We start from the raw sequence: 18692 nt of genomic DNA on the forward strand, positions 1-18692 counted from the left end.
CGGCTTCAAGCGCCAGGAGTCCCATTGTCATAGAAAACCACATGGCGTTTCGCCTTCTTAATACATGTCAAATTTCAAGCCTCCAATGCTAGATTAGTATCGATATCTAAGAATGGAGGACCATTTAAATGAAAAAATCGATCTATCGGCAGTTCACCATTGCAGCACTTGCGCTGATAATGGCATTCTCGAGCCTTCCTCTGGCCGCGAAACCGGCATCCGCCGCGCAAGCAGGACCACCGATGTTCCAGGATGATTTCGAAGGAACGAATGCTGCGGCTTGGACGATAGGCAGCGGCAGCTGGGTCACGGAGGAAGGCAATAACGAACCGTTGTTCTCGGACGACTTCGAAAATGGAAACGCTGCCAAATGGACAAACAACGGCGGCTCCTGGTCTGCGGTTCAGAACGGCACATCTATCTCGTACAGGCAAAGCGCCGGAGGAGCCTCCGAGTTGATCGCAGGGGACTCTTCATGGACGAATTACGTATACGAGGCGGACGTCAAGCTAGTAAACGGCGCTGGGGCGATGATGGATTTCCGCTATCAAGACAGCCTGCATTTTTACTATTTGTACATGAGCGAGACCTACATCAGACTCATGAAGCAGAACGGAAGCGCTCAAGACTGGATTTCAGCCTACGACGGCCCGTCGCTTCAGACGTCGGCAACCGTTGGGATTAAAGTCGAGGCTATCGGCAATCAATTCAAGATATACCGTGACGGAGAGCTTGTTCTCTCGACCGCGGACAACTCTGATCCATACCTATCGGGAAAAATCGGACTAGCCACATGGGCGACCTCGGTGGAATACGATAACGTATCGGTGTTGGATACGACGGCCAACCATGTATTCGTTCAATCCGACGACAACGGCGGTGAAGCCGTCTCGGGAGAACTCTCTTGGTCTAACTATTCCGTTCAGACGCGCCTCGCGCTCTCGTCGCTCAGCTCTGACGGTTCGGCGGGCATCCGCCTGCGACAACAAGATTCCGGCGACGGATATGACATGCGCTATTTATCCGACAGCGACGGCGGTAAGCTGCAGATCTTGAAGATAATAAACGGAGAAGAGACGATTGTCGCGGAAGCTCCGTTCTCCATGCAAACGGGGCGGTCCTATGTTTGGAAAGGCGTCGCGGCCGGCAAATATCTTGACCTTTACATCGATGGAAATAAATATCTTTCCGTGGTGGATTCGACCTATACCACCGGTAAAATCGCTTTAATGCTATTGAACGCAACGGCAAGCTACGACAATGTGATCGTTGAGCAAGTGTCCGTACCGATTATCTCCGACGGCAATACGACGTTCTACGTCAGCTCCAGCTTGGGCGACGACAACAACGATGGATTAAGCGAAGCGACTGCCTGGAGGACGCTGGAGAAGGCAAACGAAGCCGAGTTCCATGCCGGAGACAACCTCCTGTTAAAGTCGGGAGATCGTTGGAACGAACCGCTTATTCTGCAAGGCTCGGGCACGGCTGAATATCCGATTAAGGTTAGCTCTTATGGCACGGGAGATAAACCTGTAATCGCCTGGAATGCCCCTCATGGAGGAAGTGTCCTATCAGGACGCAACTTAAGCAACTGGGTGATTCAAGGATTGGCCTTGCAGATTATCCCCTCCTCGACCCAATCGTGGAGCAATATCACGGCGGGCATTCAACTCTATTACGATAACTCGAACGGTCACGGGAACGTACTTATCGACGGGAATGATGTGTACAGCTCTACCTATGACAGCAACACGAACGGCATCGTCATCTCGGCCTCTGTTCCGGGAACGGACAACAAGGAAGTAGCAAGAGACCTAACGATCTCCAATAACACGGTTCATGATATTGGCTGGTACGCGATAACGACGACAGGCTGGGATACGGAGAAGAACGAAGAATTGCGTTCGCAGCTTATGTACGGCAATGTCAAAGTTTCCGGAAACGAAGTGTACAACACGGCCAGCCAAGGTATCGTCGTGCAGAATGCGCACAACTCGGTCATCGAACGGAACGTCGTACACGACGGAGGACTCGGCACGGATACTTGGGGACCGGGAGGATTATGGTTTATCGCCTCTCGGGATTCGGTCATCAAGTTCAATGAAATTTATAACATGAAAGACGCCAATTCCGGATTTGACGGAGCTGGCCTTAACATAGATTGGTATTGCGACAACATCACCGTGCAATACAACTATTCGCACGATAATAAAGGCAACGGCATCACGACCATGAGCAATTACGGCACCAAAATCATCAACAACAAAGTCAAAGGCAACAAAGCGCAGCAATCGAACGGGAACGGCCAGATTGCCCTCGGCAACTTCACGGGAAGACCGGATCTCTCTTCCGGCCTGCACAACGTAGAAGTCGCGAGCAACACGATTCTCGTGGACGTCGACGGTACTTCGGCGATCAACAGCGCATCCAATCCCTACGGGACTTGGACAGGAATAACGATTCATAACAACAACGTTGTTATCGGACAAGGAATGCCGGATAACGAAGTGTTCAGCATCGCGCCGAATACGAGCATAAGCGCTATTGACGGGAACCGGATATACAGCGATTCTGCCGCATTCCGCTCGATCCTGCACGGGACAGAATATACCGACTTAGCCTTATGGCAAGCGGGTACGGGATACGATCTGAATAGCCAAGTGCTTCCGCAGGACCAAACCGCTCCTTCTTCCGTCAGCAACGTAGCCGCAGTAGCGGACGGATATGTGCAGCTTACTTGGGAGCTCGCGGAGGATCAAGGTTCAGGGATCGCACACTATAATATTTATAGAAGCGTGACGCCTCAGTTCGAACTGACTTACGCCAACATGGTAGGCGAATCTGCATCCGCTTCATTCGAGGATCGGGAGGATGTGCAAACGAACACAACTTATTATTATCGGGTAGAAGCGGAAGACCGGAACGGCAACGTCGGCGTCGCATCGGATACGGTTGGCATTACGACCGGGGCGACCGTCCTCACGCCCGAACAGCCGAAGTTGGTCGACTTCATGGCTCCTCGCGATCAAGATATCATCAGCTTAGCCAGCTTGATCGCGAAGCCTTACCTGTCGGGCATCCCGAATGTTCGCAGCGTTCAATTGTTCGTAGACGATCGACTGGCGCAAGAATCGGACTCGTTCCCTTACTCCTTCCTCCTTGAGGGATTAAAGAACGGCAAGCATCGGTTGCAGTACAAAGTGCATGATACGAACGGCGGAGTCATTGAGTCGGCACCGATTACTATTGACAAGCAAGTCGTCGCCCTCCGAAGTCTCTACGCGACAACGGCTCCGATCATTGACGGCGATCTATCGGATTGGGAAACCGCGGATTTCCGCATAGATCAACTCTCACAGGTTAATAACATCGACAGCGCGTTCTCCGATAACTGGACGCCTCAGAAGCTAAAAGCCGCAGGGAATACTCGCTGGGACGATACGAATTTATACGTGGCTGTTTCGGTAACCGAAGATGAGCACCATCTGTCCATTACGAACGCTGCCGATCTGTGGAAAGGCTCCAGCATTCAGATCGCGATCGATCCCGACCGGGGCAGCGCCCCTGGAAGCAAGGGCTATACCGAGTTCGCGTTCGGGCTAACGGACGACGGAAGCGCACTCGCCTATCGCTACCATGCGATCGGCGGCAAAGTTGCCGGAGCTTACTCTTCGGGGCAACTCTCGATCGTGCGCAACGAGTCGACCAAACTTACCGACTATGAAATCGCCATCCCTTGGAGCGAGATCATTCCTTCCGGCACTCCGATCGGAGACGGTTCTTCGCTCGGCATCTCCGTGCTGGCCAATTATAGCGACGGCACCCATGTGAATCCGGCTTCCGGCGACGCGCGCAACGGGTGGATCGAATATAATAGCGGAATCGGTGCTGGGAAGGCCCCCGGATTGTTCGGCTATTTATTACTCGGCCACCAGCTTCTTACGGCTCCTGCGATCGGCGGAACCGCGATGCCGGGAGGCAAAGTATCCTTGATATGGCCCGAAGTCGCCGGCGCAACCGGGTATACGCTGAAATACGGCACGGCCAGCGGCACTTACACCCATACACTCGAACTCGGCAACTCGACAGCCTCCGAGATTGAAGGACTGTCCATCGGAACGACCTATTTCTTCGCGGTCGAGGCTTACGATGCATACGGAGTCAGCGAACTCTCCAATGAGCTGCGTCTTACGCTTCATGCCGACGACATTACGATTCCGTCCGGAAACCCAGGGAGCACTGACCATTCCGATCCGACGGTTGCCGTCATTCCGGTGTCCACGATCGGAGATACTCCCCTTACTCTCGAAATCGGACAAGCGACGATCACCTTGTCGCCGTCCTTGCTGAAGGCGTGGATCGGACAATCGGATCAGTTGGAAGGAGCGACCATCGAAGTAAGAGCCGTACCCGTAACCGATTCTAAGAAGGCAAGCATCCCCACTTCCGATGGCCGAGCCATGCTCCGAGCCGCAAGTCAAATGATCGATATCCGTGTTAGCCTATTCACCTCCGAGGGAAAGCAAGCTGCTGTTGAACCCTACAAGGGCGGACTCTCTCTCTCGCTCTCGTACGATATAGATGCGAACGATGAGCTGCTCGGCATCTATGGGTACGACGAAGCCGCGAAACAGTGGGAATACATCGGCGGCGATATCGATCCGTCGCAGCATCGAATTACCGTCGATTTGCCGTATCTCGGTCTATACTCCGTCATTGAGTACAAGTTGACCTTCGAGGACGTCTCTTCGGGTCATTGGGCCGCACGTGCGTTGCAAGCGCTAGCCGCCAAGCATATCGTGAAAGGCGTGACCGATGCGAGATTCAATCCGTCAAGCGTTACGACCCGTGCCGAATTCGTCACGCTTCTCGTCCGCGCGCTGCATCTGCAAGCAACCAATGCGGATACCGTTTTCACCGATGTAAGATCGGATGCCTGGTACGCGGACGCCATCGCGGCAGCCGTGGAAGCCGGCATCGTGTTAGGCAAGGCTGATAATCGATTCGCCCCGCAAGAGCCGATCACCCGCATGGAGATGGCGGCCATGATCGTACGCGCGATCGGCCTCCCGACGACAAATGGCGAAGCCAAATACGCTGACGTTAACGACATCCCGCAATGTTCAATTCCATTTGTCGTCGCCGTATCGGAAGCCAAGCTCATGCAAGGCAAGGGAGACAACCGGTTCGCGCCGGGGCACGAAGCCACTCGTGCAGAGGCTGCTCAACTCCTCTACAACTTGTTGAACGACCATCGCAAATAAACAAAAACCTTCTCCAACCTCTTATGGTTGGAGAAGGTTTTTCTATTTTTAGGAAGTCGACTATTCTTTGATAACCCCGCAAGCCTTCAGCCAATTCATAGCCATGAACCAGTTGCCGGTCGAGTTCATGTGCACCTGATCGACGGTAAGCGTTCTCCTCCGTTGCTCTCGCAGGTAAGACGTGAATAATCGATTCTGCGGTACGAGTATCGCCCCGAACTGTTGCGCGACTTCCCTGATCGCTTGATTATAAGGCAGTAAACGCTCGTTTTTGCCATCGTCCGGATCCTCCGAGATAATCGTCGTCTCCATCAAGATGAACGATGCGTCCGTCCGTTTCTTCGTCTCCTCTAGCAGTTCGCAATACGTGTCCCGATACTTCGTTAAGCCGACTTCCTTCCATTCGTCGTTAATGCCGATCGATATCGTTAACCAATCGGGCTTCAACGCGATCACATCCTCTTGCCAGCGTGCATGCAGATCAAGTATCGTTTCCCCGCTTACGCCCCTGTTCTCGATCTGTAAGAAAACCGCCGGATGAGCGATCGAGAGATAATCCCTCGCCATCCGAACATACCCTCCTCCGAGCCCGTCGGGATCGTCCTTCCGTCCGCTATCCGTAATGCTGTCTCCGATAAATAAGAGCTTCTGTCCATCCTGAAAGTTCATCTGTATATCCTCCTCCTATGTCAAAAGTAAGGGACTATCCGCAGAATCTTGCGTCTGGAATAGTCCCTCGATAACGATACTCGTTGGCGTTCGATTAACGCCCTTCCGCTACGGCTTCTTTATTCGTTTCTTCGATCACCTTCGTGCCGCCTTTAGACAACCAAGCATCCTTGAATTTCACGAAATCCACATTGACGTCCTTGGATTCAACAATGAGCTTGATGATTTCTTCGTTAACGTAGTCATTCAACTGATTAGGAATGCTTGGATCCAACGCATCCTCGCTAATATTCAAGTAAGCCAACGGATTAGGTACGGCATAATCGCCTGTGGATTTAGACAAGGCCACGATGTCTTCCTTATTCGGCGTACTGTCGGGTAAATAATCCGTGTTCCAAGAAACGAGCGCCTTCAGGCTGAATGCCTTGTCCTTGGACTTCTCTTCATCCGACAGCAAAGGAACGATCTTGTCTCCTTCTTTCTTGTAATGCACGCCTTCGACGCCGTTGAGCATCAGATTCTGGCCTTCATCGGAGAGCAAGTAATCGAGAAGCTCCAGCGCTTTCTTTTGTTTCTCTTCGGAGATGCCGGCATTGATAGATGTTTCGCACCAGAAGTTATTGAAGCCGTCCATCCGTTGAATGCCCGATTTCCCCTTTAACGTGCCGACCCAGGTGAAAATGGATTTCGGATCCGCATCCGGACTTGCCTTTAAAAATTTATTGTAGATATCGTTGTAGAACGTTGCATTGGCATTGTGAATGATCATGCCGACTTTGCCCGTCACGAATTTCTCGATTTTCTTGTCATCCGTATTCAGCATGAATTCGGGATCGAGGATCTTCTCATTATACATTCCATTCAAGAACGTTACGGCATCCTTCGTTTCATCGGATATGACTTCCGGTGTCCATTGTCCTTCTTCCTTCTCCCAACGCTCCGTGCTCGTGTCGAACGCATTAAAGATCGGGTATTGCCACCATACGCCGCCGGAGCTGGACGTATAACCGTAAGTATCCTTCTTGCCGTTGCCGTCCGGATCGTTCTCTGAGAATGCCTTGGCGACGGCGTAAAATTCATCAATCGTCGTCGGCACTTGAAGGTTTAGCTTGTCCAGCCAATCTTTGCGAATCAGGATGTTATGCCCGCTGACCGCATCTTTGCCGCTGCCCGCTTCGTTATAAATCGGCAGTGAGTATTGCTTATTTCCCGTCGTCTTGGCCAATACTTCGAAGTTGGCTAACGAATTCTTGATATTCGGATATTGGTCGGCATAATCGGATATCGGAAGCACCATGCCTTCTTTAATCCACTGGCGGTATTGAACCGGACGGTCGATCCCATAGGAGACAAAGACGTCGGGCATTTCCCCGGAGGCAATCATGACGTTCAGTTTCTCTTCCCAGTCGTTCCAAGAAGCCGTAATCGGCTTGATTCGAATGTTCAGCTTCTCCTGAAGCTGCTTGTAAATAACCGAATCCGGCGCGTCCGCCCCCTCGAACATCCAACTGAACACGCTCAGTTCGACCGGCTCCGCCGACTCGCTTGGCGCGTTCACCGCGCTGCCGCTTGCCGTCGCGGCGCTTGGCGCCGATGAGGCCGCACCGTTGTTGTTGTTGCCGCAACCCGAGAGAACGCTTCCAAGCGCGAATGCAGCCATTACTGCGAATACGAGTTTGTTTCTTCTGTTAAACATGCGTACCAACTCCCCTAGTTATAATTAGATTACGGATTTCCAGTGAAAGGTTCAACTCTTGATCGAACCGATCATCACCCCTTTCACGAAGTGCTTCTGGATGAAGGGATACACGACAATAATCGGAACGACGGATACGATGACGACCGCGTTCTTGATCGTGTCGCCGAGCATGAATTCCTCGCTGACGAAGCTGCCTCCGCGGGTGAGCTCCATATTGTTGTTGATAAGGATATCCCTCAATACCATCGCTAAAGGCCAAATCTCCTTATCGTTCAGGAACAGCATCGGAGTATACCAGTTATTCCATTGTCCTACCGCAATGAACAAGGCGATCGTCGCCAGAGCGGGGACAGACAACGGCAGAATGATTCGAAAGAATATTTTCATATATCCTGCGCCGTCCATCTTCGCCGATTCCTCCAGTTCGATCGGAATGTTCTGGAAGAACGTCTTCAGGACGATCATGTTATACGTGCTGATCGCCGCGGGGATAATCATTACCGCAAGACTATTCACCAATCCCAGATTCTTGATCAGCAGGTAATAAGGAATCAATCCTCCGCCGAAAAACATGGTGAAGATGATAAACAGGAAAATCGCGGACCTGCCGGGAAGATCGTGTTTGATCAGCGGATAAGCCGTGATCGCCGTAACGAATAGTTGGTACAAGGTTCCCGCGACCGTCACAAACAAGGAGACAAGAAGGGATCTCATGATCGTATCCTTGGAGAATACGAATTCGTAAGCCTCGAAAGATATTCTCCTAGGGAACAAATGCAAGGTGGATCGAATCGATTCCTCGTAAGGCATGATCGAACCTACCAGCACGTGCCAGAAGGGATACAGCGTAATCAGCACCATGAATACGAGAAACAGGATGTTCAAAGAATCGAATATTTTCCCGGATAGGCTTGTCGACTTTACGATGGTTGCTCACCGCCTTTAATAAATTCCTTGTCCGCTCATTTTCTTGGAGGCGCTATTTACGACGATAAGCAGGACGAAATTGATGACATTCAGAAACAGACCGATTGCCGTTGCCATGCTGTATTTCCCTTGGGTCAATCCGATCCGGTACACGTAAGTGTCGATGACATCGCCGCTTTCGTATACCATCGTGTTATACAGGTTGAATACTTGGTCGAACCCGCCGGTCATCATACTTCCAAAGTTCAATATAAGAAGAATAGAGATAATAGGAAGCAAGCTCGGCAGTGTAATATGAACGATTTGTTTGAACCGGTTCGCCCCGTCCACGGTAGCCGCTTCGTACAGATCCGGATTAACGCCCGATAAAGCGGCCAAAAAAATGATCGTACCCCAGCCGATTTCTTTCCATATGCCGGAGAGAACGAGAAGGGGACGGAACATGCCGTTGCTCGTCAGGAAGTTGACGCTGTCTCCCCCGAAAGCCGTAATGACTTTATTAACCAGCCCTTCATTGGAGAGCAGCGAGAAAATAATGCCCGAGATGGTAACCCAGGAGATGAAGTGCGGCAAGTACACGATCGTTTGGATCGAACGTTTGAACCATTTAAGGCGCACCTCATTTAATAAGATGGCTAGGAAGATCGGAGCCGGAAATCCGAATACGAGTCGCAGCAGGTTGATCTCGATCGTATTGCGGAACACTTGCCAGAACTTATCGGTCTTGAACAACTGCTCGAAATGATCGAACCCGACCCACGGGCTTCCCAGAATCCCTTTCGTGATCCAGAAATCTTTGAAAGCGATCGACGCACCGTACATCGGAATGTAATTAAATACGAATAAGAACACGATTGCCGGCAGCAGCATGACGTATAGCATTTTGTATTTCATCATTCGCTTCGTCATGTCGGCGGTCACCTGTCTTCTTCGGCGAATCCGATATTATCGCGCAAAGTAACGCTTCGACTCGTATTCGGTTCGATGTAGATATGACTCTCCATCGTCGGAATGATCGATAGCCTTCGGTTATTCTCGATGTAGACGTCGTTGCAATGACTAGCCATCAGACTGCCACGATAATATTCGCGGTTCGCGACGCAATTCTCATCTCCGTCTTGCGCCGTCTTCAACGGCCCGGCATTCGGGTTCACCAACGCATTATTCCGAAGGAATACGCGCTCGCAGGAAGACACGTAAATCGCTTGCTGCGGACAATTCACGATCGTGTTGTTCTCGATCCGGATATCCTGGAAGATAGGATAGTCCGTTCTGCCTTGGTCCAGATACACCCCCATATAGATGACGGCCATGTTCCAATGGTTCACGTCGCTGCTCTCGATCCAATTATCGCGAATCACTAGATTGCGTACGCCGAAACCTTCCGCCCAGCGCTCTTCCGCGCCGCATTCGATTTGTATAGCGGACCCCTGATTCCTATAGAAACGGTTATTTTCCACTAGACCCTCGCCGGCATGGAGCAGGATGCCTCTGGCCCGATTCTGATGGAAGAAATTATGGCGCACGACGTAGTGTCCGGAATCGTATCTTCGATTAAAAAGAATGGATCGGTCGTTAAGCTCGGCGGGAAGCTCGCTTGCGAATTCAAGCACGCATTGCTCTCGCCCTTCGTCCCAGCTTACGGCGGCAACATTCGCCGCAATTCCGGCCGGCGACAAATCCGCATGGCGGAACTCGACCGAATCCCCCGGGCCGAACGGATTGCGCCACCTTTGCACGCGGCTTAACCTTATCGTCTTGGCATCGATTCTCCGGAACCCTTGAACGGAATTGTCATGAATATTCAAGCAATCGTCGCCGTTGTAGCTGAAATCGCAACTATCGATGATAAAGTAGCCTTGCGAATTGCTAATGTGGCATCCGTCTGCCGTTGCGGTAATGCAGCGGGTCGTTCCGGGTCGCTTCACGATCCTGCATCGCTCCAACTTCCAATGATGCTGGTCCCCTGTCGATATGAACGCATGGCCCGGAGCGGAATATATCGTCACGTTCGATAGGGTCAAGTGCGCGTTGCCGTGCAGCTCTATCGCATTCGTGTCGTATACGTAGTGACGCACAATATAGGCTTGATCTTGCTTCAGGAAGCGGTACGATTCGGGCCTCGGGAGCTCGACGCGTAAGACGTTGCCTCCCATGGCGCTCGCCTTGCCCAGATGGATCCCGTTAAACTCGTGCCCCAGTTCGCAGCCCGGTGTGAGCGTAGCCGGGTTCATAGGGTTAAATGTACGAAGAGGGAACTCCTCGGGAACCGTATCGTATTCGGGAAAGACAAGGTCAAATGACGTCCCGTCTTCGGCAACTCCCCGAACGAGCCCAATGCTTGCGAGTTGCTTAACCTCCCAATCCCAGTCGACTGCAAAATGGCGGAATTCGACCCGCTCGCAGTTCCGAATATCGACAAACGCCTTCAAGGTAGAAAAGATAAATTCGGAGTCTCCTCCATCGAAGCGAAAATCGCTTAGGCCATCGAAAGTCGGATGATTTCCATCGCGGAAATAGTACACCCCTTTAGGCACGGTTAGTTCCGAGATTCCTTCGCTCTTACAATATTCGATTGCACGCTGGAATGCCGCTCCGTTGCAACGCTTCCCCCCGGCTCTAGCCCCGAATTCCGTCACGCTGACTTTCTTGTATTCCTTCCAGGAAGGACTCGTAATTTCGATGTCCATGCTATCTCTCCTTCTATAACGCCGCGTTAACCTAATGGCTACTATTATTGTGCCACAGCGTGTTTCGGGGTCACATGTGCTCAGTTCGGAAGAATGATTGTCGTTTGTTACGATGTTGGATCGCAAGCAAAAACGCCTCGCGCGCGGCTAGGCGTTTTTCGATCTGTGCTAAAGCTCGATCACCTGAACGTTATCGAACAAGACGGTTGCTTGATAGGTTTCCAATCCGATCTGTCCTTTGGTGAACGTAACCGCTCCGTCTGCCGCGCTTAGTTGAAGAATGTTGTCGACATAGAGCTCGATTTGATTGCCGCTTACGACGACTTCGACGTGATAGGTCGTGTTTAAGCCGATCGCAACAGCTTTGGATGCCAGCTCGGTCTGAACGCCGGCGACCGTCTTCTTAATGGCCAGCCCCTGCGTATCGCTCAGATAAACGAAGTATTTGTTATTCGCATCCTTTAACCGGAAAATCAAGTTCGCGAACCCTCCTCCGCTACCTGAGCTCGTTATCTTTACATCGCTTATCATCCTATAATTGCTCCATGAGGCACTTCCGGCCGTTGATAAACCTGCCGCATTCCCAGTCTGCTTCAATTTCTGACTGGCGCCGTCGGTCACGACGGACCAACTTCCCGATAGGGCCGACCATCTTCCTGCCGCACCGAGTTCAAAATCATCATGCAGAAGATTGGTTTGCAGATACTGCACGGAAGGATCCCATAACACCGTATCATATAACCCGTTGCCGTTCTGATTCGCCACGAAGCGGATTTTATCGCCTTTGACGACGTTAAGCGTCATATTCGGCGACGATACGGGAGCACCGTAAACAACCGTTTGCCAGCCGCTTGAAGGCCATATTTGGGTATTGTTCTTCATGACTTTTACCCGTACGCCGTCCGCCCCGGAACCCGAATTGAATATTTGTATGGCACTGGCCGCATTAAGAGCAATTTGCCCGTCTTCAGGAGCGATCCACGTTCGGATAGCATCGTTGCCATCCGGCGCTTGGACGTTCTCCCCTACTCCCAAATAAGCGGTTCCATCCCTCCACATTCTCCAAGGCGCATAAGTACCGTTCAGCTTCGTGTACGTGCTTCCGGCTCCCTTCTCGTACTCCCATACCGGCCCTTGGGCGATGATTCCGAAATCCTTGGAAGCATCGTATTTCTTTGGCGCGACGACTACTGTGCCGCTTGTTGCATTAGCGGTGGCATACCCCGTGCTCCCGTTACCGTTCCTATCCTCAGCCTCGATCTTATAGTAATAAGTCGTTCCGCTCTGAAGCTCTTGCTTATCGACGAAGCTTGCCGTCTCCGCCTCGCCGACCATATTGCGATAAGAGGGAACGAAGGACGAGCTCGTCGAACGATAGATATTGTAGTGGCTTAATCCCGATCCTGAATCCGTTGCCCCGCTCCAGTTAAGGGAGATCCCGTTAAGCCCGCCGTTCCAAGCCGCGGCTCCCCCGGAAGGTGCCGTCGGGGCTGTCGTATCCAGAACGGAGAGAACGGTATCCATGTCCAATCCCGTCGCGGTTCGCCAAGCCGCAAGAGAGGAATACCCCGTACCAAACCTCGAAGCCTCGAATGCTGTGCCGCTTCCGCTGTATATTCGGTTCGAATTAATCGTATCTATTCCGGCTCCCGTACCGATCACATACGATTTCGTGCCGGCTACTCCGTTCGCAAGAACGATCTGATTATTGCGAACAATGTTGCCCGACCAGTCATCGCCTGTCGAAGAGTCGCTGCTGTTAATTGCGCTTGTATTCCCTTTATTTACGACGATTAAATTATTCTCTACTACCAAATTTTTTGTGCCCGAATATCTGCCCGTATCGACCGTAAAATCGCTTATTGCGATTTGTCCGACTCCGATCGAACTTTCCCCCCGGTTCCCCTTCACGATGTTGTTCGTTATGCGAGAGTTGATGTTTGCCATCGTCGTAATTCCGTTGCCTTTATTATCGTGAGCGTAATTATATTGCAGATTGATATACTCGTTCGACCAATCGATGTTTAATCCCGATCCGTCAAACCCCGTGTTGCTATCGGACATGTTATAGACTTCATTAAACATGACATCCATGTAAGAGCTCGCCACGGGCCAAATTCCTCCCGGCCCCCATGTAACTCCCGTTCCCGTGTACTGCCCTCCGTCGTGAACGACATTCCATTTAATCGAGCCATGATTGCTGTTACCGATGACGATCCCTTGATTGCCGAGCTGATAGGCCGTATTGTTCAATACTTTCACGTTGTAAAATAAAGCTGAACTCTTTAAGTTATCGGACAGGGCGGTATCCCATCCCCCCGTACCGATTGCTCTCCAGCCCAGATTATAAATCTCGTTATCGCGGATCACGATATTCCTCGCAACCTCGTTATGCTTCCCGGTCGGATACTCCGCGGAGATCAATATTCCTTCCGAGTTGCTGTTAATCCCCGGTCCGCGCACCCGATTCCCCTCGATGACCAGGTTAGACCAGGTGCCCTCGCTGTTATAGGAGACGACAATACCGCGGTTGATCGGCTGCGAATTTACTAACGGATTCGTCGTCGTGCACTCGATATCCAAGCCGGAGATTATCCATCCGCCTTCATTCTGCAGGCTAACAACGGCTTGCGCTGAGGATCGAATCAATGGCTTGTTCCCGCTTCCATAAGAAGAAATCATAATCGGCTGGAGCGATGTTCCCGAACCGTGCAAATAAATATTCTCATTCCAAGTATCCCCTGACTTCAACAGGATCTGATCGCCGGGATTAAACGTAAAAGTCGATACTTTGTCCAACGTCTTCCACGGCGATGCGGAGCTCGTGCCGTTATTGCTATCGCTGCCGGAAGAGAAACTGACGTAATAGGTCGTTGCCGTCGAGGCATACGATTTCTCTGAGGAGAAGAATGAACTACAGACAAGCGCCAAAGAAAGGAGAATCAAACCATATCTTTGCAACAAATGAATTCCTCCCTTAAATGAGTAAGCTGGATTCGAATATATTGGAACCGCTTACACAAATCGTGCCATACTCTCTTTTCATTTTCGATGTGTTAATCCGCTTTTGCTGCATGTCGTAACTTGCGTTGTTTGTAATCGACTGGGGATTGTCCGACATGCTTCTTGAACAATTTGCTGAAGTGGGCATAATCGTCGTAACCGACCATCCGCGCCACTTCATAGAGCGAGATGTCTTTCTCAAGTAAAGCAATGGCCGCGTCCAGCCTTTTTTGAATCAAATAATTAATAAAACTTAATCCTTTCTCCTGCTTAAACAGATGGCTCAAATAATTCGGACTGATAAAGTATTTCTGCGCCAGATCCCTCAGGGAGATGCGATGAGCATAGAGGCGGTCCAATTCTCTCGTAATCTCCTCGACGATTAGCTGTGCATTCGAATCGTCCGGCTTCTTCTTTTGCTCCGCGATCATCATCGCGATATCTTCCAGCAAATCGTGCGGATTCCCGTAATTGAGAACGAGGTCTTGCGTCGTATTAGAATCCATGGAATCAACATCGCGCGAAGACAAGTTCGCAATTACCGAGACGAAGAGATTATAGAGCTCGGCAAGCCCGCTGAGATGAACGCGTCCCGCATCGATCCCTCTATGGACGTCAATTAATGCCGCCTCCAAATGCTCCAACCTCGATGCCTTGCCAATCCGCTCTCTCAGCGCCGGCACGTCGGCATTTACTTGGACGCGATAACGGTATAGGCCGATTTTGTTATTCAATGTCGACGTATCGGCCATCATATTCGATTGATGATACAATCGGCCAGCCCTTCCGTTCGAATCGCTCCATGAACTTAATCCGACATCCCATCCGCGCTCTTTAAAAACGCGCACGATATCCTTGTATATGCTTTTATAAACGTTTGGAGTAACCTTCGGAACGCCTACTAAATAACTCCATTTGGATGGACTGAATCGCCCGCTCCAGTAGGAGTAGCCGTAATTTCGAAGCATAGAATGAAAAGGATTAAGCTCTTCGTCCCCTATTGCGGAACTGCTCTTTACAGTCGCGAACATAAAGCGAGAATGCTCTTTAAACGGCAATCCGAATGGCTCGAACGTGTCGACCATGCACCGAATCGTCGAATCCCTTTCGATTCCTTCCAGGAACTTCATCGTCTGATCGGCGACCCTTCGGGCATTCCGTTCTTTATCCTTCTCTGCCAGCCGCAGCTGACATCTGTCTAACGTCATCTGAAGCTCTCCGACGTTAACCGGCTTGAGCAAATAGTGAAAACAGCCCTTCTCGAGCGCTTGCTTCGCATAAGAAAACTCGCTATAGGCGCTCATGAACACAACTAACGTGTCGGGAGATACCCGGTTGACGAACCCCAAGAGATCAAGCCCGCTCTTACCCGGCATTCGGATATCGCTGATCAAGACGTCTATACGTTGGCGTTTTATCAGACTCTCGGCCGCGTTTGCGTCATTAACCTTCGCTACTATACGGAACCCGGATTCGTCCCAATCGATAATTCTTTCCATGTCTTTCAATATCCAAGGTTCGTCGTCTACAAGTAATACGTTATGCATGACTGTCATCCTCCCTGATGCTGAGCGGAACTTTAATCGTCACGACGGTCCCTCTGTCTTGCCAACTCTTTATCGTTAAACCGTATGTCTCGCCGTAATAGATTTGGATTCTCTTATGAATATTGACTAAACCGATTCCTTGCCCCAGATTGCCGCTCTCGGACGTTGAAGTCGATTCGCCGGCAAGCGTGGCATTCAAACTCGCCAGTTTCTCCTCGTTCATTCCCAACCCGTTATCCATTACCTTGATCAGAATTTCGTCATCCGCATCCGTCCTATTGGCGTGAATCTTAATCATCCATCGCCCGCTTTTTCCCTCAAGACCATGGAATAACGAGTTCTCTACAAGAGGTTGCAAAATCAGCTTCACGATGTATTGACTCTTGAGCGCGGGATCCATGGATATTTTGAATTGCAGCCGTTCGCCGAACCTGATTTTCTGAATGTCGATGTACGTATCCAGATGCTCCAGCTCTTTGAACAGAAGTACATATTCGTCGGTACGGGTAATGTATCGGAAATAAGAAACGAGATTGTCGATTGCCGCGGCCACTTCTCTTTTGGCATTGGACAAAGACATTCCCCGAATCGAATGAAGGACGTTATATAGAAAATGAGCATTGATCTGACTCTGCAGGCCATTTAGTTGATAGAGTTGCTTGTCCATCTCCGTCTCGTGAAGTTGCTGCTGCGACTGTAGTAAATGCTCCGTCAGCTTCTTGATCTGATCCAGCATGTTATTGTAGTGGTCTTGGATGACGGTGATCTCGTTCTTATAACCGAATCTCAACTTTGCGTCGAAGTCGCCGCTCGCCGCGCTATCGAACGCATCCGCCATTTTGGTAATCGGATGCGTCAATCGGAAATTAAACGATACGACGACAAGAATCACGATAAAGATCATCAAGACGATCGCCGCGATTAAGGTATAGGGGATAACCGTCGCTCTTTCAACTAGCTTATCCGTATTGATCAGGGCAATGAACTTCCAGCCTAAACTCTGGATTGGAATCGATCTATACAAGTATTTCGTTTGATCGATTCGGATATTGGAAACTTTCTCGTCCTTTATTAACGCGGAGAGAGCTTGGATCTTCGAATATTCAAGCTGGTTCGTCGAGGAACCGATCAAATCTCCGTTCTCATTCACGATATAAAGATACGCTTTATCATTCCAATTCCCCGTTTGCAGAATTTGACGTATCCATTCGATATCAAGCTGCATGACCCCGATGTATAGACCTTGCAAATAACTGTTCTGCTGGACGGATTTGATTTGCCTGAAAGCGAGCAACCTCTTCTCTTCTTTTATCGTTTCGAGAGGAGGCGAGATTTGGATCTGGGACTTTACCAGGTTGGATTGCTGCTTCCTCCGAATATAATTCAGCATCTCTTCGGTCATGAGCTGCCCCGTAGAGACAATTCGAAAATCTTCGAAGTTGATCATACCGACGCCCTTGATCGTCGGGTCCAATGACATGTACGCGTTTAAGTTTCTAAGCAGAGCATCGGATTCCTGCCAAGATAGGTTCTCCAGCATGATTTGCTGCACGTTTCGATTATAGAAGATGGACTTAGACAGCAGATCCATCCGGCCAAAATACTCGTCAAATCGATTGTTGGTTTGAATAACGAACCGATCAATTCCGTCGAGCGCATTCTGTTTCATCATGTGGATGTACGAAAAATAACCCACCGATCCTAACAGGATAATGGGCAATACGGCGATGCAAATATTCGTCACGATCATACGGTAACTCAATCTATATTTCTGGGTGTAGGAGATGATCTGCCTGAACACGATTGCCTCCGCCTATCAGTCATGAGGTAAGAACCGAACCATTTATCGCCTCCATCCTATCATATTTATGTTGGGTCTCCCATGTATAATTTAGCTGAGAACGCTTGTGATTATGTGTCGAAAATAAAAGGTTCCGAGAACGGGGAGTGGGCGATCCCCGAGCGGTGACTCAACTCCCTCTTCCGAAGACTTAGCTTTAAATACGCTCCGCATTAATTCAATACTATATTCATTAAAATATGCACTATCTTCTGTTGAGGGAAAATTGTCGGAAGTCTATCGCTTTATACGGGGTGAAATATATGGTCTGAATTGGTTTTATAGCAAAATGTTGTCAATACAGCTCCGTAAACGAAAAAAGATTCCAGCCGCTAGAGCTGAAATCCCTTGATATTCTTGATGTTAGTGGTGCCGAGGACGGGGGTCGAACCCGTACGATGGTCACCCATCGCAGGATTTTAAGTCCTGTGCGTCTGCCAATTCCGCCACCCCGGCATGGATGGATACGGGCGCTTGACCGTTCCTCGCTGTGGTGGGCCCTGAGGGACTCGAACCCCCGACCAATCGGTTATGAGCCGACAGCTCTAACCACTGAGCTAAGGGCCCTCGTCATGATCCTACGAGGAAGCTAAAATTGGTTGCGGGGGCAGGATTTGAACCTGCGGCCTTCGGGTTATGAGCCCGACGAGCTACCGGGCTGCTCCACCCCGCGTCGTTAAACGATCAAGTGTCCCTCAATGGCGACAAGAATTAATATACCGCATAGACGGATAAACCGTCAAGGAAAAATCGCTATTCTTTTTGTTTTTTTTCCTCATTTTCTTCTTGAGCAGCCTCCGCGGCGGCTCCGGCTTCTTTTTCCGCCATTTCCGCCAGCTTCTGAATCAAGATATGCTGCGGCATATGCATCAGATGCTCCAGCGGCACCTTCAAATGAGCGGCAAGCTTCTGCGCGGTATCCGCGGACAACGGCATTCTTCTCATCTGCTTCCCCTCCCGTCACAAATAGGATGTCGCAATAAGCGGTCGTCGGGCCGCTTATCTCCTCCGTCGACGATACCATAACAAGAGGACCCGCCGCAACCGTAGGCT

Annotated in this window: 10 protein-coding genes and 3 tRNA genes; 1 reads left to right on the forward strand and 12 read right to left on the reverse strand. The window is 50.5% G+C overall.

Annotation, left to right across the window (positions count from 1 at the left end):
* Window positions 1-128 precede the first annotated feature (128 nt).
* Window positions 129-5264, forward strand: coding sequence for an S-layer homology domain-containing protein (locus KB449_RS16100; protein WP_282909348.1), 5136 nt, complete (start codon window positions 129-131; stop codon window positions 5262-5264).
* A 60-nt stretch (window positions 5265-5324) separates the two neighbouring features.
* Here KB449_RS16100 and KB449_RS16105 read toward each other — a convergent pair whose 3' ends face one another.
* From KB449_RS16105 to KB449_RS16160, 12 genes are all read right to left on the reverse strand, one after another.
* Complete coding sequence (locus tag KB449_RS16105) at window positions 5325-5933, reverse strand: SGNH/GDSL hydrolase family protein (protein WP_282909349.1); 609 nt, start codon at window positions 5931-5933, stop codon at window positions 5325-5327.
* Window positions 5934-6027: 94 nt separating this feature from the next.
* Complete coding sequence (locus tag KB449_RS16110; RefSeq protein ID WP_282909350.1) at window positions 6028-7629, reverse strand: extracellular solute-binding protein; 1602 nt, start codon at window positions 7627-7629, stop codon at window positions 6028-6030.
* 51 nt (window positions 7630-7680) lie between these two features.
* Window positions 7681-8517 carry a carbohydrate ABC transporter permease gene (locus KB449_RS16115; protein ID WP_282909351.1) on the reverse strand — a complete coding sequence of 279 codons (837 nt, stop codon included), beginning with the start codon at window positions 8515-8517 and terminating at the stop codon, window positions 7681-7683.
* A 57-nt stretch (window positions 8518-8574) separates the two neighbouring features.
* Complete coding sequence (locus tag KB449_RS16120) at window positions 8575-9468, reverse strand: ABC transporter permease (RefSeq protein WP_282909352.1); 894 nt, start codon at window positions 9466-9468, stop codon at window positions 8575-8577.
* Between the two features lie 8 nt (window positions 9469-9476).
* Window positions 9477-11249 (reverse strand): right-handed parallel beta-helix repeat-containing protein, encoded by a 1773-nt coding sequence (locus tag KB449_RS16125; RefSeq protein ID WP_282909353.1) that lies wholly within the window; start codon window positions 11247-11249, stop codon window positions 9477-9479.
* Between the two features lie 168 nt (window positions 11250-11417).
* Window positions 11418-14213: a 3-keto-alpha-glucoside-1,2-lyase-like domain-containing protein gene (locus KB449_RS16130; RefSeq protein WP_282909354.1), complete on the reverse strand. Its 2796-nt coding sequence runs from the start codon at window positions 14211-14213 to the stop codon at window positions 11418-11420.
* Window positions 14214-14305: 92 nt separating this feature from the next.
* Complete coding sequence (locus KB449_RS16135) at window positions 14306-15808, reverse strand: response regulator transcription factor (protein ID WP_282909355.1); 1503 nt, start codon at window positions 15806-15808, stop codon at window positions 14306-14308.
* The gene (locus tag KB449_RS36510) at window positions 15792-17600 is read right to left on the reverse strand and encodes a sensor histidine kinase (protein WP_282909356.1); all 1809 of its coding nucleotides are present in this window, start codon (window positions 17598-17600) and stop codon (window positions 15792-15794) included. Before KB449_RS36510 ends, KB449_RS16135 begins: the two co-directional genes overlap by 17 nt.
* 406 nt (window positions 17601-18006) lie before the next feature.
* Window positions 18007-18095 (reverse strand) — tRNA-Leu (locus tag KB449_RS16145).
* Between the two features lie 35 nt (window positions 18096-18130).
* Window positions 18131-18206: transfer RNA gene (locus KB449_RS16150), tRNA-Ile, on the reverse strand.
* A 29-nt stretch (window positions 18207-18235) separates the two neighbouring features.
* Window positions 18236-18312 (reverse strand) — tRNA-Met (locus tag KB449_RS16155).
* Between the two features lie 80 nt (window positions 18313-18392).
* Window positions 18393-18584, reverse strand: coding sequence for a YycC family protein (locus tag KB449_RS16160; RefSeq protein ID WP_282909357.1), 192 nt, complete (start codon window positions 18582-18584; stop codon window positions 18393-18395).
* Between the last annotated feature and the right edge of the window lie 108 nt (window positions 18585-18692).

The organism is Cohnella hashimotonis (assembly GCF_030014955.1).
Taxonomy (GTDB): Bacteria; Bacillota; Bacilli; order Paenibacillales; family Paenibacillaceae; genus Cohnella; species Cohnella hashimotonis.